Consider the following 25,513-nt stretch of genomic DNA (forward strand, 5'->3'; position numbering starts at 1 on the left):
GACAGAGAACGGACAGATACCTGATTTTGAAGGCAGAGGAAATAACTTTCTTCTGCCTTTATCTTTTTGTAAAAAAGTTATAGGAATTTTTTTGCGGTAAGATGCGTAGATAAGCTTAAATTAGTTGACATATGCGTGGAAACATGTGATAGTAGGTATAAAGGCGGTGATATCGTTGTTTAAATTTAAAGTTAATCCTTACAGGCCTGGAGCAGGGCTGGCTCCAATATATTTGGCGGGAAGAGATGAAGAAATTGAGAATGTTAGTCAGATTTTTGATGCATTAAATATGAATATTCCGACACAGTCTATCGTATTCAGCGGATTGCGCGGTGTGGGAAAAACAGTTTTATTAAATAAGCTGCAGCGTATTGCTGAAGATAAAGATGTGTTTTGCCAATATATAGAAATAGAAGATTCCAATGATTTTATTTCAAAAATTGCTGCATGCTCTCAATTATTTTTAAGAAAAGTAAGTGCAAAAGAAAAGTTTAAAAATCTTATTCAAAAACCATTGGATGCGTTGAAGTCATTGGTTGTGTCTTTTGATCCGAATGAAAATACATTTTCTTTGTCGGTTCAGGAGAGGGAATTGTATCAGACAAATAATCTCACACAGAGTATGACAGAAGTGCTTACGGCGATTGGCGAGACAGCATATAAAGCAAAAACACCATTGTGTTTTTTTATCGATAAAATGCAGTATATGAAACAAACGGAGCTTGGTTCCCTGATTGCAGCATTGCATCGTACAAACCAGTTAGGGTATCCGATTATGGTTATTGGCGCAGGACTGCCTAAAATATCTAAAATGTTATCTGATGAGAAATCATACTCTGAGAGATTGTTCATGTACAAAATTGTTGGATCGTTAAATCGGGAACAGTCGGAACGTGCCATCAAAATTCCCGCACAGCAGATGAATATAGATTATACGGATGAGGCTGTCGATACAATAACGGATATTACAAAAGGATACCCATTTTTTATCCAGCAGCTGTGTCAGATTGTATTTCAAAATGTAGACCATAGTCCGATAAATAGAAAAGACGTTGACGATAATATCAATGAATTTTTTGAAACTTTGGATACGGGCTTCTTTAAAGTGAGATATGAACGCTGTTCGGAAAAGGATAAGATTTTTATTTTTGCCATGGTAAAATGTGGCGAACTGCCATGTACTATCTCTGATGTAGCAAAGAATATGGACAAAAAAGTTTCTTCTATTTCGACAATACGAGCACAGCTTATCAGTAAAGGAATAATATATCCGGTCAGATATAAAGAACTGGATTTTACTGTCCCGGAATTTGATGGCTTTATAAAAAGATTGGATGAATATCAGCAATGGTGTGATGAACAATAATGCAAGACAAATATTTTGTAAACCAGATTAAGGAAAATGTAGAGTGAGTAGATATTGCTCACTCTATTTTCTTATTCTTCGTCATCATCTTCCGGTGAAAAAGCATTTAATTTATCATTGACGATTCTGCAATATTTGTTATAATAAATAATATAAACTAATGACATATACAATACGCGCAACACTGGATGATGACAATGTCTGATAACGAATTATTATTGGCAATTTCGAATATGCTTGATGATAAGCTTGATGCCAAATTGGATTCTAAGCTGGATTCCAAACTAGATGCGAAGATGAAGCCGATCGAGAAAAGGTTGACTAAGATTGAAGCAATCCTGGAACATAATATTTTGCCGCGATTACAGAACATAGAATCCTGCTATGTCGCCACCTACGAGCGGTATCAAAATGCTGCTGACAGGATGGAGGGCGTGACGTCGGATGTGGAACTGTTAAAAAGGGTAGTGGCTGAACACAGTGAAAAACTGAATCAGGCCATATCATAATGAACGGTATCATATAGTGCGTATATTACACCCACTACAGAGTGAGCTTCCCCGGCTCACTCTTTCCATTTGCGCCCCGCTTGCTCCATTTCCAATACATTTCTATTCTCCGGAGCCTGTCTTCGCCTTGTCTCTTTACCCCTTTAAACTTTTAATTTATGATTTACTAAATCACAAAAAAATGTTACAATAAACACATATTACGCAAAAGGAAGGGATTTCTATGGGTAAAAGAGCTCCGAAAGAGCGGAAGATAGGCATGTATAAGGCGATTTTAGAGTTAAAGGACCTGGAAGAGTGCTGCAATTTTTTTGAAGATATCTGTGCAGTGACAGAGCTTCGCTCCATGGAGCAGCGGTTTGAGGTGGCAAAAATGCTCAGGCAGGAGAAGGTCTATACGGAGATTATGCAGAAGACCAACGCCAGCTCAGCGACGATCAGCCGGGTGAATCGTATGATGAATTACGGTACGGGATGTCTTGGAGAAGTTCTGGACAGGCTGCCCGATGATGAGGATGAAGAAGAATAAAGAATAATTCCAGAGATTCCCTTTACACACATGCAGCGATTTTATCGCTGTAAATTTATGTAACAGAAAGGATACAAGTATGAAAGAATTAATGCTGGGCAATAAGGCTTTTGCCAGAGGATTGTACGAAGCCGGATGCAGCGTTGTTTCCAGTTATCCGGGTACGCCGAGTACCGAGGTGACAGAGGAAGCGGCCAAATATGACGAGATATATTGTGAGTGGGCGCCGAATGAGAAGGTTGCCATGGAGGTTGCTTTTGGCGCGTCTTTAGCGGGAAAGAGAAGTTTCTGTGGTATGAAGCATGTGGGATTAAATGTGGCGGCAGATCCGTTATATACCTGTTCCTACACCGGTGTGAACGCGGGTATGGTCATCTGCGTGGCGGACGACGCCGGTATGCATTCTTCTCAGAATGAACAGGATTCCCGCCATCACGCTATCGCGTCCAAGATTCCGATGCTGGAGCCGTCGGATTCAGGAGAGGCGTATGAGTTTGCCAAGAAAGCATTTGAGCTTTCCGAAGAGTTTGATACACCGGTCATCATCAAGATGTGTACCCGCGTGGCTCATTCCCAGAGCGTGGTGGAGCCGGGCGAGAGAGTGATGCCGGATCCGAAACCATATGTGAAGAATATTGCCAAGTACGTTATGATGCCGGGTAACGCTATCCGTCGTCATCCGATTGTGGAGGAGCGTACCAGAAAGCTCATCGCTTATGCGGAAGACTGTGAGTTTAACCGGGTGGAGATGGGAGATACGAAGATCGGCGTCATCACCTCTTCCACCAGCTATCAGTATGCCAAGGAAGTGTTCGGGGATAATGCCTGCATTTTGAAGCTGGGTATGATTAATCCGCTTCCGGAGAAGCTGATTCTTGATTTTGCTTCCAAGGTAGAGAAGCTTGTGATCATTGAAGAGCTGGATCCGATCATTGAGAATCATTGTAAACAGCTGGGTCTTGCTGTCACAGGCAAGGATGTGCTTCCGATGGAAGGAGAGTTTTCACAGAATCTCATTGCGGAGAAGCTGGGTGTTCCGGTTCCTGCTCACAAAGAGCTGGGAGAGGTTCTGCCGGGAAGACCTCCGGTAATGTGTGCCGGATGTCCGCACAGAGGTCTGTTCTATACTTTATCCAAGAATAAATGTACAGTTCTCGGCGATATCGGATGCTACACTCTGGGTGCCGTTGCGCCATTGTCCGCCATGGAGATGACTCTGTGTATGGGTGCTTCCATCAGCGCCATTCATGGTTTTAATAAGGCGCTCGGCGAGGAAAGCGAAGGAAAGACGGTTGCGGTTATCGGTGATTCCACTTTCATGCATTCCGGTATGACTGGTCTTGCCAATATCGCGTATAACCAGAGTAATTCCACGGTTATCATCCTTGATAACTCCATCACCGGTATGACCGGCCATCAGCAGAATCCGACCACCGGATACAATATCAAAGGCGATCCTGCCGGCAAGATCGATCTGGAGAGTCTGTGCCGTTCCATGGGATTCAATCGGGTTGTGGTTGTGGATCCATATGATCTGGCGGCCTGCGATAAAGTTGTGAAAGAAGAACTGGCTGCGGACGAGCCGTCTGTTATCATCAGCCGCCGTCCTTGCGCGCTCTTAAAATATGTAAAACATAATCCTCCTCTGAAAGTGGAAGAGAAGAATTGTGTCGGCTGTAAATCCTGTATGCGTCTGGGCTGTCCGGCCATCAGCATCAAGAACAAGAAGGCAGTCATCGACGAGACCTTATGTGTGGGCTGCGGCGTCTGTCAGCAGTTATGTAAATTCGATGCATTACAGTCATAGGAGGGTGTAAAATGACAAAAAATATTATGATTGTCGGCGTAGGCGGACAGGGTTCCCTGCTGGCCAGCAAGCTGCTTGGACATTTATTATTAACAGAAGGATATGACGTGAAGGTTTCCGAGGTTCACGGTATGAGCCAGAGGGGCGGAAGCGTTGTTACATATGTAAGATTCGGAGATAAGGTGTATTCTCCGATCATTGACAAGGGCGAGGCGGATTTCATCGTTTCTTTTGAGAAGCTGGAAGCTGCCCGCTATGTGGAGTATCTGAGAGAAGACGGCAGGATCGTCACCAATACCCAGGAGGTTGACCCAATGCCTGTTATCACCGGAGCGGCAGAGTATCCGGCGGATCTGGTGGAAAAGATGGAAGCCCTTGGCATTAAGGTGGACGCCATGGACTGCCTGAGTCTGGCTAATGAAGCAGGCTCCTCCAAAGCAGTCAATATCGTACTGATGGGACGTCTTTCCAGATACTTTGATATGCCTGTGGAAAAATGGCAGCAGGCAATTCGGGAATGTGTTCCGGAAAAGTTTGTTGAGCTTAATTTAAAAGCGTTTGACCTGGGTCGGGGCAAGTAATAAAACGTGTGGTACGGGAAACAGTCCCGTATATAAAATAAATTAACAGATTAGGAGAAGTTGAAAAATGAAAAGATATTATCAGCCGGAAATTGAAACGATGCCTGTAGAACAGATTCAGGCGCTTCAGAGTGAAAGACTGGTAGAACAGGTAAAGTTTGTCTATGAAAATGTGGAATTTTACCGTAATCGTATGGATGAGGCCGGTGTGAAACCGGAGGATATCCATGGAATCGAAGATCTGCATAAACTTCCGTTCATCACAAAGGATGACCTTCGCGATCAGTATCCGTATGGCCTTCTCGGTGTGCCGCTTAAAGATTGTGTGCGTATTCAGTCCACCAGCGGAACTACAGGGCGCCGTGTGGTTGCCTTCTATACCCAGGAAGATCTGGATGTCTGGGAAGAATGCTGCGCCAGAGCTATCGTGGCTGCCGGTGGTACAAATGAAGATGTGTGCCATGTCTGCTATGGCTACGGTCTGTTTACCGGTGGCCCTGGTCTGAACGGCGGTTCCCATAAAGTGGGTTGCCTGACTCTGCCGATGTCCTCCGGTAATACGGAGAGACAGCTGCAGTTTATGACTGACCTTGGTTCCACCATCATCTGCTGTACTCCATCCTACGCGGCGAATCTCGGAGAGACTATCAAAGAGAGAGGATTAAAAGATCAGCTTAAGTTAAAAGCCGGTATTTTCGGTGCTGAGCCTTGGACAGAGGAAATGCGTCACAATATCGAGGATCTTTTAGGAATTAAGGCCTATGATATTTACGGTCTTACAGAGATTTCCGGCCCGGGTGTATCTTTTGAGTGTGAGGAACAGGCAGGCATGCACATCCAGGAAGACCACTTCATTCCTGAGATCATCAATCCGGATACAGGAGAGGTTCTTCCGGAAGGAGAGATCGGTGAGCTGGTATTTACCTGTATTACAAAAAAAGCATTTCCGCTGATCCGTTACCGCACCCGTGACCTCTGCTATCTGACCAGAAAGCCTTGCTCCTGCGGACGTACCCACATCCGCATGCATAAGCCGATGGGAAGAAGCGATGACATGATGGTTATCAAGGGCGTCAATGTATGGCCGTCTCAGATTGAGTCCGTACTTCTCAATCAGGGCTATCAGGCAAACTATCAGATCGTTGTTGACCGTGTAGGAAACAATGATACCTGCGAGGTGCAGGTGGAGCTGACGCCGGAGATGGCTGAGGATACTTCCGTAACTGTGGCGCAGAGAGAAAGCAAGGTCGTTAAAGGACTGAAGTCTATGCTTGGCATTAAGGTGGATGTTAAAGTAGTAGAGCCAAAAACCATTACAAGAAGTGAAGGCAAGGCGGTTCGTGTTATCGACAAACGTGATCTGTACAAATAGTACTTGCTGAACTGTATTTTTGATTTCGTCACAGAGTCAGATTTTAAAAAATGTAAAAATGTCAATGGAAGATTTATTTGACAAAAAAAGATAACAATGCTGCGTCCGGATATCTGAAAGATTCCGGGCGTAGATTTGTTTTATGGAATTATTTAATAAAAATGAAAAACACAAGTGTTTTGTCCTGTGTTATAATAGACAGCGGTAAAAAAAGAAAAGTACGTTGTATGAAAGAAAGGAACGAATTATGAGTATACGAATCGGAATTATGGGATATGGTAATCTGGGAAGAGGAATCGAGTGCGCGGTCAGACAGAATCCGGATATGGAACTGGCGGCAGTTTTCACAAGAAGAGATCCGAAGACCGTTTCTGTTCTGACAGAAGACGTGGCAGTATGCAGTGTGTCTGAAGCAGAGCAGTGGAAGGATAAAATTGATGTCATGATTCTCTGCGGCGGAAGCGCAACAGATCTGCCGGAGCAGACACCGAAATATGCGTCCATGTTCAATGTGGTGGACAGCTTTGATACTCACGCACGGATTCCGGAGCATTTTGCCAATGTGGATGCGGCTGCGAAGGAAAGCGGCAAAGTAGGTATCATTTCCGTGGGCTGGGATCCTGGAATGTTCTCCTTAAATCGTCTCTATGCCAACGCTATCCTGCCGGAAGGCAATGACTATACTTTCTGGGGAAAAGGTGTCAGCCAGGGACATTCTGACGCTATCCGGAGAGTGGAAGGCGTCAAAGATGCGAAACAGTACACCATTCCTGTGGAGGCTGCTCTTGACGCAGTGAGAAACGGAGAGAATCCGGAGCTCACCACCCGTCAGAAACATACCCGCGAGTGCTTTGTTGTCCTGGAGGAAGGAGCAGACGCCGCAAAGGTAGAGGAAGAGATCAAGACTATGCCGAACTATTTCTCTGACTACGATACCACAGTACATTTCATCAGCCAGGAAGAACTGGACAAGAACCACAGCGGTATCCCTCACGGCGGCTTTGTGCTGCGCAGCGGTAAGACCGGCTGGGACGGCGAGCACAGCCATCTCATCGAGTACAGCCTGAAACTGGATTCCAATCCGGAATTTACATCCAGCGTGCTGGTTGCCTATGCAAGAGCGGCTTACCGCCTGCACAAAGAAGGACAGAGCGGATGCAAGACCGTATTTGATATCGCGCCGGCATACTTAAGCAGCAAGAGCGGCGGGGAACTGCGGGCTTCCATGCTGTAGGGAGCAAATATTTGTTGCAATAAATGTATCAACATATCGGAAGGTGTCGGCAGATTGCTGCCGGCACAAATAAAAAGGGAAAACATATGAAAAATGTATATATTATGGATCATCCGTTGATCCAGCATAAAATATCCCGTCTGCGGGACAAACATACCGGAACCAGTGAATTTCGCAAAATCGTGGAAGAGATTGCCATTCTGATGGGATACGAAGCTCTCCGTGATCTTCCCCTGGAGGAAGTCGAGGTCGAGACTCCTATTGAGAGCTGCATGACTCCGGTAATCTCCGGAAGGAAGCTGGCGGTAGTGCCGGTGCTGCGCGCGGGTCTTGGAATGGTCAACGGAATCACCACTCTGGTGCCGACAGCCAAGATCGGCCACATCGGTCTTTACCGTGATCCGGAGACCCACAAACCGCATGAATATTACTGCAAGCTGCCGGAATCCATCTCGGAGCGTCTGGTGGTCATGGTCGACCCGATGCTTGCCACCGGCGGTTCCGCCGTGGCAGCCGTAGATTTTATCAAACAGAGAGGCGGAAAGAACATCAAATGTCTCTTTATCATCGCGGCGCCGGAAGGCCTAAAGGCATTGCAAGAAGCGCATCCGGACGTGGAGATCTACGTGGGACACCTGGACCGGGAATTAAATAAAGCCGCCTACATCTGCCCGGGACTGGGCGATGCCGGCGACAGGATTTTTGGAACGGAATAAAATATAATGATAGTATGTTGATGAATTTCCTGCACATTTACAGGCAGCAATTCATATCATTGATTGATTATCACAAATTAAAAAACTGCTGCAAAACTCAGCGCCATACACAATACAGAGACGGGATAATTCAACCCTCGTGTATTATGTATCGGAGCCATGTTTTGCAGCAGTTTTTGTTTTATGAAAACATTTCCCTCCCAAGGAGTGACATCGCATTTCCTGCGAAGATCTGCTCTTTTTCTGCGTCGCTGAACTCCATGGCGTTGATGCGGCTGATGTAGTCGGCCTGATCCTGCCATGGCGAGTCGGTGGCGAAGAGGATGCGGTCCGTGCCGTGTTTGCGGCACAGGCGGACGAAGTCTTCGTCGTAAAGATTCATTTCCTCGTAAGGCGGTTCATCGGTGGCCGGGTTTTTGGTGATCGGCCCGATGGAAAAGGCGGTGTCCAGCCAGACCGGCGCGCCGGCCAGATCCCGTTCCACATCTTCCCAGAAATCCCAGTTTCCCATGTGAGCCAGCACAAATTTGTCCGGATGCAGCTCGTCGATTACCTTTAAGATATGCGCCACGCTGCAGTAGTTCCGGTCGTAGATGCCGATATCCATGCCGGCGTGGGTCAGGATGATGAGCCCTTCCTCTGCGGCGCAGTCGATGATGCGCAGCATACGGATGTCGTCCAGGTTAATGTTCTGGTAGGCCGGGTGCAGCTTGATGCCGGCGATATGATTTTCTTTTAAACGCCGGATCTCTGCTTTATAGTCGGTGTAATCCGGGTGCATCCCGCCAAAGGCAATGATGCCTCTGGCGAGAAGGGCTTCCCGGTCTTCGATCATGGAAGTATTGATTTTCTCCACCTGCTGTGCGCTGGTCATGACGGGCAGATTCACGGAATAATCTACGCCGGCTCTCTCCATGGAGGCGGCCAGGCCGTCCATGGAACCGTCGGTATACGCTTTGATGTGGGCGGCTGTCCCCAGCTTTTTTACTACCCTGGAAGAAATCTTTTCGGGAAATGTATGGGTATGAAAATCAATGATCATACGAATATCTCCTAGCGGTAGGACTTCGCCAGTTTTTCAAAAGCGTCCAGAGAGCGTTTTACCATCTCTGTCTGTACGCAGTAGGAAACGCGGGCGTGTCCCGGGCATCCGAAGCCGACGCCTGGAACGATCAGCAGATTGTATTCTTTGGCGCGCTCGCAGAATGCCACATCGTCTTCCTCCAGTGTCCGTGGGAACATATAGAAGGTTCCGCCCGGCTCAACCACATGGAATCCCAGGTCACGGAGTCCTGTCATGAGCAGATTCTTGTTGGTCTCGTAGACAGAGGTGTCCGCGGTCATATCCGCGCACATGGCACATACTCTCTGGAACAGGCCGGGAGCATTTACATAGCCCAGAGACCTTCCGGCTCCGGCGATGGCCGCATAGACGAGCTCGTGGTCGTCCATCTCATCCGGAACGACGATATAGCCCATACGTTCGCCAGGAAGGGAGAGGGATTTGGACCAGGAATAGCAAACCAGTGTGTTTTTGTAATATTTCGGTACATAAGGAACAACAGTGCCCCCGAACACGATCTCGCGGTAAGGCTCATCGGTGATCAGATAAATCGGATGACCGTATTCTTCGGATTTGGCGGTGAGCATGGAGGCAAGATTCTTGATCGTCTCCTCAGAATAAACGGCGCCGCTCGGATTATTCGGGGAGTTGATGATAACAGCCTTGGTATTCGGGTTCAGCGCCTTCTCAAATGCGTTAAAATCAATCTGGAAGGCTTCCACATCGGCAGGAATCAGAGTCATGGAAGCGCCGGCGCCCTCGATAAATACTTTGTATTCCGGGAAATACGGAGCGAAAACGATAACCTCGTCCTGCGGATTGCATAAGCCGTTTAAACAGCAGCAAAGCGCAGCGGCGGCTCCCACAGTCACATAGAGATTATCTGCGCCGAAAGCAGTGCCGAAACGTCTGTTGATGGAGTCTGCGATCATCTGACGTACGCCGGCGTCACCCTGTGCGCTGGTATAGCCGTGGAGAAGAACCGGATCCATTTCCTTGATAAGCTTGATGGCTGTCTCGTTGACGGCGTCCGGGGCAGGAACGCTCGGATTACCGATGGAGAAGTCAAATACATTTTCTGCGCCAATCTCTGCGGCGCGCATTTTACCAAACTCAAAAAGCTCGCGGATCACAGAACGCTGTGTACCCAGCTCGACCATTCTTTCGTTTAACATAAATCAGTACCTCTTTTCTATAGAATATAAAATGAGCCGGAGTCCGGTAGATTGACTCCGTCATACCATATGGTATACTAAATATCTATGGACGACTCTGCTTCTAATGATAGAGGAAAAAGCAGAATCTGTCAACGCGGGCGCTGTTTGGTTGACTTTTTATGCCCGATATGTTATTTTAACATAGATGAAGTACTTTAACAAATAAAATTGAAAAAGTATTAAAATTTAAAGTGATAAAGAGGGAAAGAATATGCCTGTTACAGATTTACTGGAACGGAATCACAAGCTTTACGGCGATGAGGTGGCGCTGGTAGAGCTGAATCCGACCATGAAGGACACGAGAAAGACCACCTGGAAGGAGTACGATCTGGTACAGCAGACTTCACCGATGCCGTATCGGAGAGAAATCACATGGAGTATTTTTGATGAGAAGGCCAACCGGGTGGCAAATATGCTGTTAAGCCGCGGAATCCAAAAGGGTGACCGGGTGGCGATCCTCATGTTCAACTGCCTGGAGTGGCTGCCGATTTATTTTGGTATTTTAAAGACCGGAGCTATTGCCGTGCCGTTTAACTTCCGTTTTTCCGCAGAGGAGATTCAGTACTGCGCGGATCTGGCGGAAGTGCATATTTTGTTTTTCGGACCGGAATTTATCGGACGAATCGAGTCCATTGAGGAAGAATTGAGTAAGGGACGTCTGCTCATCTATGTGGGAGACGGCTGTCCGACGTTTGCTGAGAGCTATATGGAGCTGGTGGCGGACTGTTCCAGTCAGGCGCCGCTCATCCGTCTGGAAGAGGACGATGACGCCGCTATCTATTTTTCATCGGGAACGACCGGTTTCCCAAAGGCAATCTTACATAACCATGAGAGTCTGATGCAGGCGGCGCAGATGGAGCAGAAGCATCATCAGACCAGCCGGGACGATGTGTTCTTATGTATCCCGCCTCTGTACCATACCGGAGCGAAGTTCCACTGGATGGGAAGTCTGTATGCCGGAAGCCGTGCGGTCCTCCTGAAGGGCACCACGCCGGAGATCATTCTGGATGCTGTGTCAAAGGAGCATTGTACCATTGTCTGGCTTCTGGTGCCGTGGGCGCAGGATATTCTGGACAGCCTGGACAGGGGAGAACTGAAGCTCTCTGACTATGAACTTGACCAGTGGCGTCTCATGCACATCGGCGCGCAGCCGGTTCCTCCGTCTCTGATCAAGCACTGGAAGGAATACTTCCCGCATCATCTTTACGATACCAATTATGGACTGTCCGAGTCCACCGGACCAGGTTGTGTGCATCTTGGTATGGAGAACATTCACAAGGTGGGAGCCATCGGCGTGCCGGGTTACCGCTGGGAGTGTAAGATTGTGGATGAAGAAGGCAATACGGTAAAACAGGGTGATGTGGGCGAGCTCTGCGTGAAGGGTCCGGGTCTCATGACCTGCTATTACAACGACCCGGAGGCGACGGCGCAGACGCTGCGGGACGGATGGCTGTTCACCGGAGATATGGCCATGCAGGATGAGGACGGTTTCTATTTTCTGGTAGACCGCAAGAAGGACGTCATCGTCAGCGGCGGAGAAAACATTTATCCGGTACAGATCGAGAACTTCTTAAGCGCCTATGACAAAGTGAAGGATGTGGCGGTCATTGGACTTCCGGATAAACGTCTCGGAGAGATCACCGGAGCTATCATCTCCGTGAAAGACGGCATGGAATGTACCGAGGAGGAGATCGATGCTTTCTGCCGGGAGCTGCCGCGGTATAAACGCCCGAAAAAGATTATTTTCGCTGATGTCCCGAGAAACGCCACCGGCAAGATCGAGAAGCCGGCTCTCCGCAAGAAATACGGCGCAGAACATCTGGTTGCACAGCAGAACAGAGGATAGAGAAAATGTGGCTTTGGCCATTGCATTTATAAAAAGCAAAGCAGCTCTGTGATATTCAGATATTGAGTATCACAGAGCTGCTCTTTTTTATGACAATCCATTTGTTTTATGACAGTCCATGTATCTATGGCAGTCGGTTGATTTATTTTATTTCCCAAGGGCGGTCTTTTGTTCCACTACATTTGTTTTCTTATAGCAGGAGAATACTTCGTCCACAAATGATTCTTCCGGTTTCGGCGTGAGCAGGCTGACCACAGGAACGATCACAAGGCCTGCCAGCATGGCGATGGAACCACAGTTGATCGGCGACTGCATAAAGGCAGGAAGGATGGAAGGTATAGCCATATCCACGATCATCAGAATACAGCCAAAAAGGAAGGATACCCAGCAGGCGGCTTTTGTAGTGCGTTTCCAGTAAAGGGAGTAAAGAAACGGCGCCAGGAAGGCACCCGCCAGAGCTCCCCAGGAGATTCCCATAAGCTGCGCGATAAATGTCACGTTGCTCTTATACTGGATAAGAGCCAGTATGGCCGAGATGGCAATGAAAACCACGATGAGCACCCGGATGATGAGAACTTGTCTTTCGTCTCTCATTTTCTTAAAGAAAATGTCCCTGATAAAGTCGATGGTCAGCGTGGAGCTTGACGCAATGACAAGAGAGGAGAGGGTGGACATGGAAGCGGACAGTACGAGGATGACTGTCAGAGCTATCAACGCAGGGCTCAGGTTCTCAAGCATGGTCGGAATGATGGAATCATAGCCGTTTGCCGCGACGTCAATCTGGTCGGAAAACAGACGTCCGAATCCTCCGAGGAAGTAGCAGCCGCCGGCAACTACCAGTGCAAAAATGGTGGATATAAAAGTTCCTTTTTTGATGGAATCCTCATCCCGGATGGCGTAGAACTTCTGCACCATCTGCGGAAGTCCCCAGGTGCCGAGGGAGGTCAGGATCACCACGAACAGGAGGTTGAGCGGCTCCGGTCCGAAAAAGGATGCGAAGATACCAGGTGTAGTGGAGACACTCTCGTCGGTCACCCGCGCCAGTCCGTCAAGAGCAGCGGTGAAACCGCCCTTACTGTTGATGACGGCAATAACAATGGCAGCGATGCCCACCAGCATGATGATTCCCTGGATGAAGTCATTGATGGCGGTAGCCATATATCCGCCGGCAATGACATATATAGCAGTGAGAACAGCCATAATGATAATACAGACGGAGTAATCGATATGGAATGCCATTCCGAAAAGACGCGATAGTCCGTTGTACAATGAAGCTGTGTAAGGAATCAGGAATACGAAAATAATGGCGGACGCCGCAATTTTTAAGGAAGGGCTGTCGAAGCGCCTGCCAAAAAACTGAGGCATGGTCGCGGAGTCAAGATGCTGTGACATTACTCTGGTCCGACGCCCCAGAATCATCCAGGCAAGGAGTGAGCCGATGATGGCGTTGCCGATGCCCGCCCAGGTGGCGGCGATACCGAAACGCCAGCCAAACTGTCCGGCGTATCCCACAAATACCACGGCAGAAAAATAGGAGGTACCGTAAGCGAAAGCCGTCAGCCATGGGCCTACGGAACGACCTCCCAGAACAAATCCGTTGACGTCAGTGGCATGTTTTCTGCAGTAGAATCCGATGCCGATTAAAATAGCAAAATAGATAATCAAGACGATAAGTTTCATAATTTCTCCCTTTCTTTTTTCATTTCTTTTTATTTCCGCTGAATGATGCAAGTACAAATGTAGAAGAATTTATGCACTTTGACACTTTAACGGTAAAAACTATAAAAACTTTAACACATGAAATTGAAAAAGTCAACAAAAAGTGCCAAAACCGATTTTTCCCGAGCCTAAAACTAGAAAAATATTTGGAAAAAAGGCATATTGAAGGGGAGAAACTCATAATATAATAAATATCATAAACAATTGCGATAAAATAAAATTGTATTCGGCTGTCTGGAAAAGTATAATGATGGTACAAAGCATTGCAATTTACAGGAGGATGTTATATGTCAAACATTAATGTAGCAATTGCGGATGATAACGAGAGAATCCGTTATAACCTGAAGGATCTTGTTTCCAGAGAGCAGGACATGACGATTGTCGGAAGCGCCTCTGACGGCGTGGACGCAGTGTCAATGATCCGCCGGACACACCCGGACGTGGTGCTTCTGGACATCATTATGCCGAAGATGGACGGGCTCGGGGTACTGGAAGAGATACAGAAGGATAAGGAAATGGAAAAGAAACCGGCGTTTATCGTGCTGACTGCCATGGAGCAGGAAATGATAACAAAAGAAGCGCTGGAGCTGGGCGCCTGGTATGTGATTTTGAAGCCCTTCGACCAGAACTCTCTCATGAAAAAAATACGACAGGTTAAAAACGGGAAAAAAGCAAAGGAAGACGCCGGAAAATTCATTTCCATGGAAAAAGAACAAAAACATACGGATATGGAATACCAGCTTGAGGTGATTGTGACGAACATTATCCATGAAATTGGAGTTCCTGCTCATATTAAGGGGTATCAGTATCTGCGGGATTCGATTAAGATGGCGGTGACAGATATGGATATTTTAAATTCCATTACCAAACAGCTGTATCCGACCATTGCAAAAATGCATAAGACAACTCCTTCAAGGGTGGAAAGAGCCATACGGCATGCCATTGAAGTGGCGTGGAACCGCGGAAAAATGGACACCATCCACGAGCTGTTTGGCTACACCATTCAGTCGGGGAAAGGCAAGCCGACAAACTCAGAGTTTATCGCGCTGATTTCCGATAAAATCCGTCTGGAATATAAAAATGCGATAGATTTTAATAAATTACAGTAAAAAACAAAGGTATCAGGTAGAACAACAGAGTGGCAGTACAAAATTTACGGAGGACATTGCATATGAAAACAATCAATATTTTAGTCGCAGATCATTCAGAGATTTCAAGAAAAGAACTTGGCGATTTTTTTGACAAGAGAAAAGATATGAACCTTATTGACAGCGTAGATAACGGGCAGGATGCCTGCGCGGCCATAGTAAGCGGTCAGCCGGATATCGTGCTTCTTGATGTGGTTCTTCCGGTGATGGACGGATTTTCCGTCATAGAGAAGATTAACAGCGATAAAAACGTGTCTCATACGCCGTCGTTTATCATTGTCTCTTCCATAGGCAATCAGTCTATGATCGAATGTGCATGCAAACTGGGGGTCGCTTACTACATATTAAAGCCATTCAATCTGGACAATCTGGCACGCAGGATCCTGCAGATCGCAGCGGCCAGGGAGGAGAGCCTGCGCCAGAAAAAGGTGGAGGAGGAAGCAGGACAAAGAGAAGCAAAAGTACTTTCTGCGGCTGCATATACGGAGAACAGCCTGGAAGCGGATATCACCAATATCATCCGGGAAATCGGCATTCCTGCCCACATAAAAGGGTACCAGTATATTCGCGAAGCCATTATGATGACGGTCAATGATATCAATCTGCTCAATTATATCACGAAACTGCTGTATCCGACCATTGCCAAAAAATATAAAACAACCTCAAGCAGTGTGGAGAGGGCCATACGCCATGCCATTGAGGTGGCGTGGAACCGGGGCAGAATCGACGTGCTGGAAGATCTCTTTGGATATACAGTCAGCGCCGGAAAAGGTAAGCCAACAAACTCAGAGTTTATCGCTTTGATTGCGGACAAGCTCCGCCTTGAGTACAGAATGCATGCGTAAAAATGTAAAAAATCTGCAGTCCGGAATTTTTATTGTATTTCCGGCTGCAGGTCTTCTTTTTTCGGAGCACTTTGCAAAACGGACGGCAGAGATACATTTAATATGAGAGAGTAGTATGAAATAGCTTCTTCTTTGCTCACGTTATCCGGCTCTTTGATCTGTTTCAGCAGTGTACCGGAAAATCCTTCCGTATACAGATTGCAGATAAAATTTTTAAAGTCTTCTTTGATGTGGAGCCCCAGCTCTTCTTCTTTGCTGTCAATGCAGATCCGGATGATATCGTGAATATCCGGATAAAGAGAACGTTTCATTTCTTCCAGCCCCACAGAATCAAAAATGCAGTTCAGTATATAAGAATTATCCGATATATAATCCATGACAAAAGAAAGCGCTTCCCGGTATTCGGAGGGAAGGTCGTACTCTTTTACGATGTTGATGGCATCCTGGGCAAACATCCATTTGAGAAGGGCGTAAATATCCTCAAAATGATAGTAGAAGGTCTTCCGGTTGACGTTGCAGTCCCGGATGATCTCGCTGACCGTGATTTTGGAAAAAGGCTTGTGCATCATAAGTTTTTTCAGCGAATCGGCAAGTTTGGTTTTGGTGCGCAGGGAATTTTCCGCGTGAGTCATTTCTGCTGTCTCCTTCCGTATACAATCTCTGATAACCGAATAAAAATGCTGTTCTATCCGTTATTATACAATGGAAAAAAGAAAAGACAATGGGTAATCCCGGACATTTGACCGTTAAATTTTAAAAAATGTAGAATTTTCCTCAGGTGAGTAGAAATTGGCCATGTATTTTTTGAGTAACGTTTTGTATGATGAATCTCGCAATAAGAGGATTGGAGTGATACGGAAAATGGAAAAGTTCTACAGAGGCGTGCTAAGACATTCGAAACTGGTGATTCTTGTTTTTGGAATCTTGTTTCTGGCGAGTCTGGCATGCCGTCCCTTTATTCAGGTCAATTATGATATCAATGATTATCTGCCGAAAGACAGTCCTTCTACAAAGGCCATTGATGTGATGGAGCAGGAGTTTGCTGAGGGGATACCTAATGCGAGGGTTCTTGTAAAAAATGTATCTTTGACAGAGGCTCTCTCCTATAAGTCCCGCCTGCAGGATGTGGACGGAGTAACAGACGTTACCTGGCTGGATGACGTCGTATCCATCACGGAACCGCTGGAGACCATGGATGAAAAAACAGTGGAGACCTATTATAAAGACGGAAACGCACTGTTTTCTCTGACCATCGCAGAAAACAGCAGGATAGAGGCTGTCAGTGAGATACGGGAAATTATCGGTGACAGCAATGCGGTGACGGGAAGCGCGGTCTCCACGGCGGAAGCGACGACCAGCACAGTCAGCGAAGTGCAGAAAATCGTTGTCATCGCAGTGATATTTGTCACGGCAGTGCTGATGCTTACCACTGGTTCCTGGGCAGAGCCCTTCCTGATTCTGGCCGGTCTCGGAGTCGCCATCGTGATCAATGCGGGAACGAATCTCATCTTTGGAGAGATTTCTTTTGTGACCAATTCCGCGGGAAATATCCTGCAGCTGGCTGTGTCTCTGGATTATTCAGTGTTTCTTCTGCACCGGTTTGAGGAATGCCGGAAAAGGGCGGCAGATGATAAAGAAGCGATGATTGAGGCGCTGTGTATGTCAACCTCTTCCATATTGTCAAGCGGACTCACGACGGTCATCGGATTTCTTGCCCTTTGTTTCATGCAGTTTCTGCTGGGACCGGATCTGGGGCTTGCGCTGGCAAAAGGAGTTGCCATCAGCCTGATCACCGTATTTATTTTTATGCCGGTCGTCTTTCTTCACACCTGCCGGTGGATAGACAGGACGAAACACAGAGCATTTCTTCCGTCTTTTGCAGGTTTTGGCAGAGCAGTAAAGAAGATAACGGCCCCGATGATAGTGATTTTTGTGATTCTCATCGTACCGTCCTATCTGGCTTCTTCTTCTAATAGTTTCTATTATGGGGCATCCCACATTTTCGGGGAGGAAACGAAGCTTGGTCAGGATACGGAAGCAATACGGAAGCTGGCAGGAGATACGGATACTTACGTGCTCCTTGTGCCAAAAGATGATAAAGCAAAGCAGCGGGAGCTGTCGAAGAGCCTGAAGAAAATCGACCGGGTGGACAGCATTCTCTCTTATGTGGATACCGTGGGAGCGGAGATTCCGGAAGAATACCTGGATGAGGAGACTCTGTCACAGCTTAACTCGGAAAATTACACCCGGATGGTTCTCTCTGTCGATGCCGAGTATGAGGGAGAGGATACATTTGCTCTCGTAAAAGCTATCCGGCAGACTGCCGAAAAATATTATCCGGGCCAGTGGTATCTCGCAGGAGAGGGCGTTTCCACCTGTGATCTGATGGAGACTATCACCGAGGATACGGTGAAAGTCAACGCCGTTGCGGTGGGCTCTATTTTTGTGATACTGCTGCTGACCATGAAGTCGCTTGTTCTTCCTGTGATTCTGGTACTGAGTATTGAAACGGCTATCTGGATAAATTTATCAGTTCCGTATTTTGCGGGAGATACGATTTTTTATATTGCTTATCTGATCATCAGTTCCATTCAGCTGGGCGCAACGGTAGATTATGCGATTTTGATGACAGACAGGTACCGGGAATACAGGGCGGATTGTGGAAAAGCGGATGCGCTGGTAAAGACCATATCTTCTGTCACCGTCTCGATTCTTACCTCAGGCAGTGTGCTGACGGTAGTCGGTTTCTTAATGGGTATCATATCCACCCACGGTCTTCTCTCGCAGCTTGGATACTTTCTTGGAAAGGGAACCTTGTGCTCGCTGGCGATCGTGTTCTTTGTGCTGCCGGGGCTTTTATATGTGCTGGACGGAACCTTTATCAAAGTGAAGGAGAAAGAAGGAAAAAGAAAAATGAGAAAAATGAAAAAACGGCTGGCAGGATTCCTTGCGGTTGCTCTTGTGGTCACTCAGACCGCGCCTGTCCGGGCTGCGGAAGCTGCTGATAATAAAAAGACTTCAGACGGGAAAGAAGAAGTGATCTATGTAATGACGGACGCTCAGGGGGGAATCCGTAATGTGAATGTAGTCAATACATTTCCGGGCGGCAGCGTGACCGATTACGGAGAGTATTCCTCGGTGAAAATGCTGACTACTTCTGACGTTATACGTCAGGAAGGAGACACAGTGAGTTTCACATCCGATGCGGAGAAAGTATATTATCAGGGAACCATGGAAAATGCAGAAATTCCCTGGAAGATTTCTCTTACCTATAAACTGGATGGCCGCCCGGTAACAGCCAAAGAACTGGCAGGAAAAGACGGTGAACTGGAAATTCATTTTGTCGTCGCGGAAAATGAAAACTGTGAGGGGAATTTTTATGAAGATTATGCTCTGCAGGCATCGGTCACACTAGATACGGATCTTTGTGAGAATATTACTGCAGCTGACGCGACGGCTGCCAATGTGGGATCTGATAAACAACTCACGTACACCATACTGCCGGGACAGGGACTTGACACCACTATTCAGGCGGATGTGAAAGATTTTGAGATGGATGCGGTTTCCATCAACGGAATCCGCCTCAATCTGTCCGTGGATGTGGATGATGAGGAACTGATGGACCGGGTAAATGAATTGATGGATGCCACAAAGCTGCTTCATTCCGGCGCGGAGGCTGTATATGACGGCAGCGATGCGCTGGAAGATGGAGGGGCGTCACTAAACAGCGGAGCAAAGACTATGCGCACAGGCATTAACGAGCTGGACTCCGGTATATCTTCTCTGGAGAAGGGTGTGAGCAGCATGCAGGATGCGTTAAAAACGTTAAACAGCAAGTCCTCCTCGCTGACGAAGGGTTCCGGGGAAGTGCTGGATGCTCTGACAACTATGCAGAGCAGTCTTTCCGCTGTGAAAATGTCCACAGAGGAGCTGAAAACATTAAAACAGAGCTCAAAAGATATCAGGGATGCTCTGGACAGCCTTTCTGCAGGTGCGGCCGATCTGGAGAAAAATCTGGGTTATACGCAGTTTAAGGCGTTGATGGAGAAAAACGGCGTGAATCTTGACAGTCTGCAGTCAGGAAACGAATCGGCACAGAGTGACTTCAGCACATTGCTTTCCTCAGTGGAATCAACCGTCGAAAAGCTGAAAAAGACGGAGGGAATGGAAGAAGAAGCAGCGGCGCTGGAAAAACAGCTGGAGGGGCTGCAGTCATATGAGAAACTTTTTGCAGGAAACACCGGAGCTATCGCGGGGATGAAAGAATATCTGGACAGTGTGGAAGGAGGAGCAGATTCTTTGAATGAAGGTCTGTCAGAGCTGTCAGCCAGTTATTCGGATTTTCATACGGGAATATCCGGTCTGACAGATACTCTGCTTACATTATCGGGGAAACTGACAACATTATCCGACGGTGTTGATACGCTGGTTAAAAATTATAAAAAGCTTGACAGCGGGATCAATGAGTATACAGATGGTGTGGCAGCTATTGTTAAGAGTTATAAACAAGTGGTGAGCGGTGTTTCTTCTCTGGCAAAAGGGAGCAAAAAGCTTTTGAAAGGTTCCAGGAATCTGGAAAACGGGACAGAGGAGTTTTATGAGAATCTTTCCGTGCTCTGTGACGGTGCGCTGGAACTCTCTGACGGAACTGGAGAATTGCAGGAAGAAACCGGAACTATGGATGAAGAAGTGCAGGACAGAATAGATACAATTTTAGCTTCTCTGGAAGGAAAAGATACAAAGACAGTCTCTTTTGTGTCACCAAAAAATAAAAATGTAAAGTCTGTGCAGTTCGTTATCAAAACCGCAGCAGTTGAAAAGAAAACAAAAGAAACTGTGGAAAAAGATACGGAGACGCAGGAAGGATTTATTGATAAATTCATAGATTTATTTCGTCCATAAAAGGTCGGACGTTTTCTCTGTAAAGGCGGAGAATGAAAGAAATTCTTAAGAAAGCATTGAAACCTCCGCCTTTCTGTGATAAAATGGCAGAACATGAGAGAGTAGTCGGCACAGATTGTGTGATGAGGTCAACATACTGGAGTAATCCTGTTCTCATCTTAAATGGCGAGACTTATCTGCAGATACAGGTGGGTCTTGTTTTTTTGTGCAAATGCACGGTCGCTGCCCTGCCTTTTCTGCGCAGTAAACCACAGAAAAAGGAGTAAAAAGAGATGAGTATTATTGAGTTGTTTATCATTGCAGTGGGACTTTCTATGGACGCCTTTGCGGTGTCTGTCTGTAAGGGGCTGTCTGTGCCCCGGGCAAAAAAAAGCCATCTTATCATCACAGGTTTATATTTCGGCGGATTTCAGGCGCTGATGCCTCTGATCGGGTATCTGCTGGGAGTTAATTTCCGACATATGATCACCAGCGTGGATCACTGGATTGCTTTTATTTTGCTGGCGCTTATCGGCGTCAACATGATCCGGGAGGCAAGGGAAGAGTCGGAAGAGCTTGACGCATCCTTTTCCGTGAAGGCGATGCTGCCGCTGGCCATTGCCACCAGCATTGACGCGCTGGCTGTCGGAATCACCTTTGCATTTCTCCATGTACAGATCGTGCCTGCTATTACATTTATCGGCGTGACCACCTTTATTCTGTCCGTGATCGGCGTGAAGATCGGTAATCTTTTTGGTGCAAAATATAAGTCATACGCAGAAATCGCCGGAGGAATCGTACTTATTTTACTTGGAACGAAAATTTTATTAGAACATTTGGAAATTTTAGTGTAGAATAGAAGCAGAAGGTCTTTGGCGAGGCTTCCGGCAGGAATCGGAGGCCGGATGTGAAGGACTGAAAATGAAAAGACAGTGATACACAGCTGTGTGCCGGCCAGGTGAGAGCGGGAATCGCGCGCAGGCTGTGGATCTGTATATGAGACGGGAGGATGCTATGAAAAAAATACTCTATGCAGCAGCAGAATGTTCCCCGTTTATCAAGACCGGGGGACTGGGAGCCGTAGTCGGTTCACTGCCTAAACAATTAAAGGAACGGGGCTATGATGTCCGTATTGTACTTCCCGCCTATGAATGTATCGATGAGAAATGGAAAAATCAAATGACGGTCTCTTTGCCGTTCCCGGTTCATATGGGATGGCGGAGACATCCGATCACCATCAACACTCTGGAATATCAGGGAATCACCTGCTATTTCCTCGCCTGTGACCATTATTTTTCCGGGGACAGCCCTTATTCGGAAATGTGGATGGACATCGAGAAGTTCAGCTTCTTTTCTAAAGCTGTGCTGGAGATGCTTTCCTATCTGGAATTTGAGCCGGACATTATTCACTGCCATGACTGGCAGACCGGGCTGATTCCTGTCTATCTGAAAACAGAATACGGCAATAATCCGTACTACAAAAATATTAAAACTGTGATGACTCTTCACAACATGCGTTTTCAGGGAACGACGGATGTGAACACATTAAAAGACATCACCGGGCTTCCGGATGAGGTGTTCGCCTTTGATAAGCTGGAGTTTTACGGGCAGGGCAATATGTTAAAAGGCGGCATCGCCTATGCCGATAAGGTCACCACGGTCAGCAGCACCTACGCCAAAGAGATCCAGGAGCCGGAATACGGAGAGGGACTGGAAGGTCTCCTTCAGTACCGCAAAAATGATCTGAGTGGCATTGTCAACGGCATTGATTATCAGATTTACAGCCCGGTGCAGGATGAATATATCAAATATCATTATAATGCCAATACATTTCGCAGGGCAAAGAAGAAAAATAAAGTGTATCTGCAGAATGAAGCGGGGCTGCCGGCGGACAAAAATATTTTTACCGTCTGCATCATATCCCGGCTCACCGAGCAGAAAGGACTGGATCTTCTGATTCCGCAGCTCAATGATTTCCTGAGCGGCGATGTGCAGCTCTATATCCTTGGCGGCGGAGAGGAGCGCTATGAAGGAATCTTTGCCAGCGTGAAGACCAGATATCCTGATAAAGTTTTCTTTGATGTGAATTATTCCGACGCCATGGCGAAATATATGTACGCCGGCTGTGACGCCACGCTGATGCCGTCGAAGTTTGAGCCGTGCGGACTGTCCCAGCTTATGGCGCTTCGCTACGGTACCGTGCCGATCGTCCGGCTGACCGGCGGTCTTAAGGATACGGTGAAGGTCTATGACAGCAGATATCACACGGGAACAGGTTTCGGTTTTGAGGAATATTCAATGGAAGCGCTGCGGGATACGCTGCAGGAGGCTATGGCCGTATACCGACAGCAGCCGGAAGAGTGGAACCGTATAGCGGAGAGAGGAATGAGAGAGAATTATTCCTGGAATACTTCTTGTACGGAGTATGAGAAGCTCTATGCAGGGATGTGACAGAAAAAGAGACAGTAAATATTCTGAGACGAATAAAAAGAATATATGTCGGAAAAAACAGCCCGGCAGCCGGTGAGGATACCTCCGGCTGCCGGGTCATTTTATTTGAAAGGATGTAAACAAATCAGAAAATATGATAATTTACTACAAGCGCTGCAAATACAATGGATACCATCGAAAGAAGCTTGATCAGGATATTGATGGAAGGTCCTGAGGTATCCTTGAACGGATCGCCTACTGTATCGCCGACAACTGCGGCTTTGTGGCATTCACTGCCTTTGCCGCCATGGGCGCCGCCCTCAATGTATTTCTTAGCGTTATCCCAGGCTCCTCCGGCATTGGCCATGAAGACTGCCATGAGAAATCCGGTGGCTGTGGCGCCGGTCAGAAGACCGATGACGCCGTTGTAGCCGAGTATCAGGCCGGTCACGACCGGAGTGATGATGGCAAGGAGCGTCGGTGCAATCATTTCTTTCAGGCTGGCTTTCGTACAGATATCGACACATTTGGTGTAGTCCGCTTCTGCCTTGCCTTCCATGAGACCGGTGATCTCCCTGAATTGGCGGCGGACTTCAACAACAATGCTCTGGGCAGCTCGTCCCACAGACTCCATGGTAAGAGCGGCGAAGACGAACGGAAGGCAGGCGCCGATAAAGATACCAACAAGCACGGACGGATTCATGACACTCATGTCAAGAGTGATGTCCGCGCCTCCGACTTCCTGTACTTTTTCCACATAGGAAGCGATCAGAGCAAGGGCGGTCAGAGCTGCGGAGCCAATGGCAAATCCTTTGCCGGTTGCGGCTGTTGTATTGCCAAGAGAATCGAGAGCATCCGTACGTTTTCTTACGTCTGCATCCAGACCTGCCATCTCGGCGATGCCGCCGGCATTATCGGCAATTGGTCCGTAGGCATCTGTAGCCAGAGTGATTCCCAGAGTCGACAACATTCCCACTGCGGCCAAAGCGATACCATAAAGACCTCTGGTGGAATCAATGAATCCGCCGGAGAAAGAATAAGCAGCCATGACGCAGACAGCAATAATGATGATAGGAACAGCTGTTGATAACATTCCAAGACTTAAACCGCCAATGATGATCGTTGCAGACCCGGTTTCCGACTGACCGGCCAGATTCTGTGTCGGTTTATATGTATCTGATGTAAAATATTCAGTGAAAAAGCCAATGAGCACACCTGCAAGAAGTCCGGCGAGAATGGCGAAATAAAAACCAATGAAATCCTTACCCAGAACAAACCATACTACCGGAAAAGCAACGACGGCAATAAGAATCGCACTGGTGTTTGTGCCGCGGCGGAGAGCTTTAAGAAGCGTACTCTGTTCTGTACTTTCTCCGGTCTTTACAAGAAGAGAGCCGATGATGGAGGCCAGAACACCCACAGCTGCAAGAATCATAGGAATGACCACGGCGTTGACACGATCTACGGATTCGATCCGGTTAAAGGCAATAACACCCAGAGCACATGCGGATAATACGGAGCCAACATAAGATTCATATAAGTCTGCGCCCATGCCGGCAACGTCACCTACATTATCGCCTACGTTGTCAGCGATAACGGCCGGGTTTCTGGGATCATCCTCCGGGATACCGACCTCAACCTTGCCCACAAGGTCTGCACCCACATCGGCAGCTTTCGTATAAATACCGCCGCCCACACGGGCGAACAGCGCCATGGAAGATGCGCCCATACCAAAGGTCAGCATAGTACTTGTGATATCTTCGATTGGAAGCTTAAATACCAGACGTAAGAGAAGATACCAGATGGAAATATCCAGAAGTCCCAGACCAACCACCGTAAATCCCATAACGGAGCCGGCGGAGAAAGCAACATTCAGACCCTTATTCAGTCCGCTCTGACAGGCCGCTGCCGTTCTGGCGTTGGCTCTTGTGGCGATCTGCATTCCCACGAAACCCGACAATCCGGAAAAGAATCCTCCGGTCAGGAAAGCAAACGGAACGAACCAGGTCAGAAAACCAAGAACTGCCATAATAAAGAGGATGATAAACATTCCTGCAAAGAACGCGATCAGAATCTTATACTGACGTCTCAGATAAGCCATAGCTCCCTGATGGATCAATGAAGAAATTTTTTTCATCCTGTCATTTCCTTCCGGAAATCCCAGTACCTTTTTTGCTCTGCTGGCTGCAAATAAAAGTGCGATAACAGAGCCGAACAATGTTAATAAAGCCAATTGATTATCCATTCATT

The 25,513-nt window shown here is 47.2% G+C and carries 19 protein-coding genes; 14 read left to right on the forward strand and 5 right to left on the reverse strand.

Annotation, left to right across the window (positions count from 1 at the left end; genetic code table 11):
- Positions 1–175 precede the first annotated feature (175 nt).
- The 8 genes from B5F87_RS08275 (at position 176) to upp (ending at position 8,114) form a co-directional block, all read left to right on the forward strand.
- Entirely contained in the window at positions 176–1,366 is a 1,191-nt protein-coding gene (locus B5F87_RS08275) for an ATP-binding protein (protein WP_087279588.1), read from the forward strand.
- A 197-nt stretch (positions 1,367–1,563) separates the two neighbouring features.
- A complete protein-coding gene (locus B5F87_RS08280; RefSeq protein WP_242964334.1) occupies positions 1,564–1,875 on the forward strand; it encodes a hypothetical protein in 312 nt (103 codons plus the stop codon).
- Between the two features lie 223 nt (positions 1,876–2,098).
- Positions 2,099–2,404 carry a YerC/YecD family TrpR-related protein gene (locus tag B5F87_RS08285; protein ID WP_087279593.1) on the forward strand — a complete coding sequence of 102 codons (306 nt, stop codon included), beginning with the start codon at positions 2,099–2,101 and terminating at the stop codon, positions 2,402–2,404.
- A 79-nt stretch (positions 2,405–2,483) separates the two neighbouring features.
- Positions 2,484–4,211 (forward strand): indolepyruvate ferredoxin oxidoreductase subunit alpha, encoded by a 1,728-nt coding sequence (iorA, locus tag B5F87_RS08290; RefSeq protein ID WP_087279596.1) that lies wholly within the window; start codon positions 2,484–2,486, stop codon positions 4,209–4,211.
- A gap of 11 nt (positions 4,212–4,222) precedes the next feature.
- Positions 4,223–4,792, forward strand: coding sequence for an indolepyruvate oxidoreductase subunit beta (locus B5F87_RS08295; RefSeq protein ID WP_087279599.1), 570 nt, complete (start codon positions 4,223–4,225; stop codon positions 4,790–4,792).
- Positions 4,793–4,859: 67 nt separating this feature from the next.
- Positions 4,860–6,164, forward strand: a complete 1,305-nt coding sequence (locus tag B5F87_RS08300; protein WP_087279602.1) for a phenylacetate--CoA ligase — start codon at positions 4,860–4,862, stop codon at positions 6,162–6,164.
- A 247-nt stretch (positions 6,165–6,411) separates the two neighbouring features.
- On the forward strand, positions 6,412–7,398 hold the full coding sequence (locus tag B5F87_RS08305; RefSeq protein WP_087279605.1) for a diaminopimelate dehydrogenase: 987 nt from the start codon (positions 6,412–6,414) through the stop codon (positions 7,396–7,398).
- 86 nt (positions 7,399–7,484) lie between these two features.
- On the forward strand, positions 7,485–8,114 hold the full coding sequence (gene upp / locus B5F87_RS08310; protein WP_087279858.1) for a uracil phosphoribosyltransferase: 630 nt from the start codon (positions 7,485–7,487) through the stop codon (positions 8,112–8,114).
- A gap of 181 nt (positions 8,115–8,295) precedes the next feature.
- On the opposite strand, the gene B5F87_RS08315 is transcribed toward upp, so the two are convergent.
- Together B5F87_RS08315 and B5F87_RS08320 are read right to left on the reverse strand one after the other, a co-directional pair.
- Positions 8,296–9,156: an amidohydrolase family protein gene (locus B5F87_RS08315; protein ID WP_087279609.1), complete on the reverse strand. Its 861-nt coding sequence runs from the start codon at positions 9,154–9,156 to the stop codon at positions 8,296–8,298.
- Positions 9,157–9,167: 11 nt separating this feature from the next.
- A complete protein-coding gene (locus tag B5F87_RS08320) occupies positions 9,168–10,352 on the reverse strand; it encodes a pyridoxal phosphate-dependent aminotransferase (protein WP_087279611.1) in 1,185 nt (394 codons plus the stop codon).
- Positions 10,353–10,605: 253 nt separating this feature from the next.
- Between B5F87_RS08320 and B5F87_RS08325 the strand changes: the two genes are divergently transcribed.
- Entirely contained in the window at positions 10,606–12,240 is a 1,635-nt protein-coding gene (locus B5F87_RS08325) for a class I adenylate-forming enzyme family protein (protein WP_087279616.1), read from the forward strand.
- Positions 12,241–12,387: 147 nt separating this feature from the next.
- On the opposite strand, the gene B5F87_RS08330 is transcribed toward B5F87_RS08325, so the two are convergent.
- Positions 12,388–13,920: a sodium:solute symporter gene (locus tag B5F87_RS08330; protein WP_087279619.1), complete on the reverse strand. Its 1,533-nt coding sequence runs from the start codon at positions 13,918–13,920 to the stop codon at positions 12,388–12,390.
- Between the two features lie 326 nt (positions 13,921–14,246).
- Between B5F87_RS08330 and spo0A (B5F87_RS08335) the strand changes: the two genes are divergently transcribed.
- Both spo0A (B5F87_RS08335) and spo0A (B5F87_RS08340) read left to right on the forward strand, forming a co-directional pair.
- Positions 14,247–15,068: a sporulation transcription factor Spo0A gene (spo0A, locus tag B5F87_RS08335; RefSeq protein WP_087279622.1), complete on the forward strand. Its 822-nt coding sequence runs from the start codon at positions 14,247–14,249 to the stop codon at positions 15,066–15,068.
- 62 nt (positions 15,069–15,130) lie between these two features.
- Entirely contained in the window at positions 15,131–15,952 is an 822-nt protein-coding gene (gene spo0A, locus B5F87_RS08340) for a sporulation transcription factor Spo0A (RefSeq protein WP_087279626.1), read from the forward strand.
- A 29-nt stretch (positions 15,953–15,981) separates the two neighbouring features.
- Here spo0A (B5F87_RS08340) and B5F87_RS08345 read toward each other — a convergent pair whose 3' ends face one another.
- Complete coding sequence (locus B5F87_RS08345; protein ID WP_087279628.1) at positions 15,982–16,584, reverse strand: TetR/AcrR family transcriptional regulator C-terminal domain-containing protein; 603 nt, start codon at positions 16,582–16,584, stop codon at positions 15,982–15,984.
- A gap of 217 nt (positions 16,585–16,801) precedes the next feature.
- On the opposite strand from B5F87_RS08345, the gene B5F87_RS08350 reads away from it, so the two are divergent.
- From B5F87_RS08350 to glgA, 3 genes are all read left to right on the forward strand, one after another.
- Positions 16,802–20,854 carry an MMPL family transporter gene (locus tag B5F87_RS08350; RefSeq protein ID WP_242964337.1) on the forward strand — a complete coding sequence of 1,351 codons (4,053 nt, stop codon included), beginning with the start codon at positions 16,802–16,804 and terminating at the stop codon, positions 20,852–20,854.
- Positions 20,855–21,126: 272 nt separating this feature from the next.
- Positions 21,127–21,687 (forward strand): manganese efflux pump MntP family protein, encoded by a 561-nt coding sequence (locus tag B5F87_RS08360; RefSeq protein WP_087279634.1) that lies wholly within the window; start codon positions 21,127–21,129, stop codon positions 21,685–21,687.
- A 160-nt stretch (positions 21,688–21,847) separates the two neighbouring features.
- Entirely contained in the window at positions 21,848–23,284 is a 1,437-nt protein-coding gene (gene glgA / locus B5F87_RS08365) for a glycogen synthase GlgA (protein ID WP_087279638.1), read from the forward strand.
- Between the two features lie 124 nt (positions 23,285–23,408).
- Here glgA and B5F87_RS08370 read toward each other — a convergent pair whose 3' ends face one another.
- Positions 23,409–25,508 (reverse strand): sodium-translocating pyrophosphatase, encoded by a 2,100-nt coding sequence (locus tag B5F87_RS08370; protein ID WP_087279639.1) that lies wholly within the window; start codon positions 25,506–25,508, stop codon positions 23,409–23,411.
- Positions 25,509–25,513: the final 5 nt, after the last annotated feature.

Source organism: Eubacterium sp. An3 (assembly GCF_002159465.1).
Lineage (GTDB): Bacteria > Bacillota > Clostridia > Lachnospirales > Lachnospiraceae > Anaerobutyricum > Anaerobutyricum stercoris.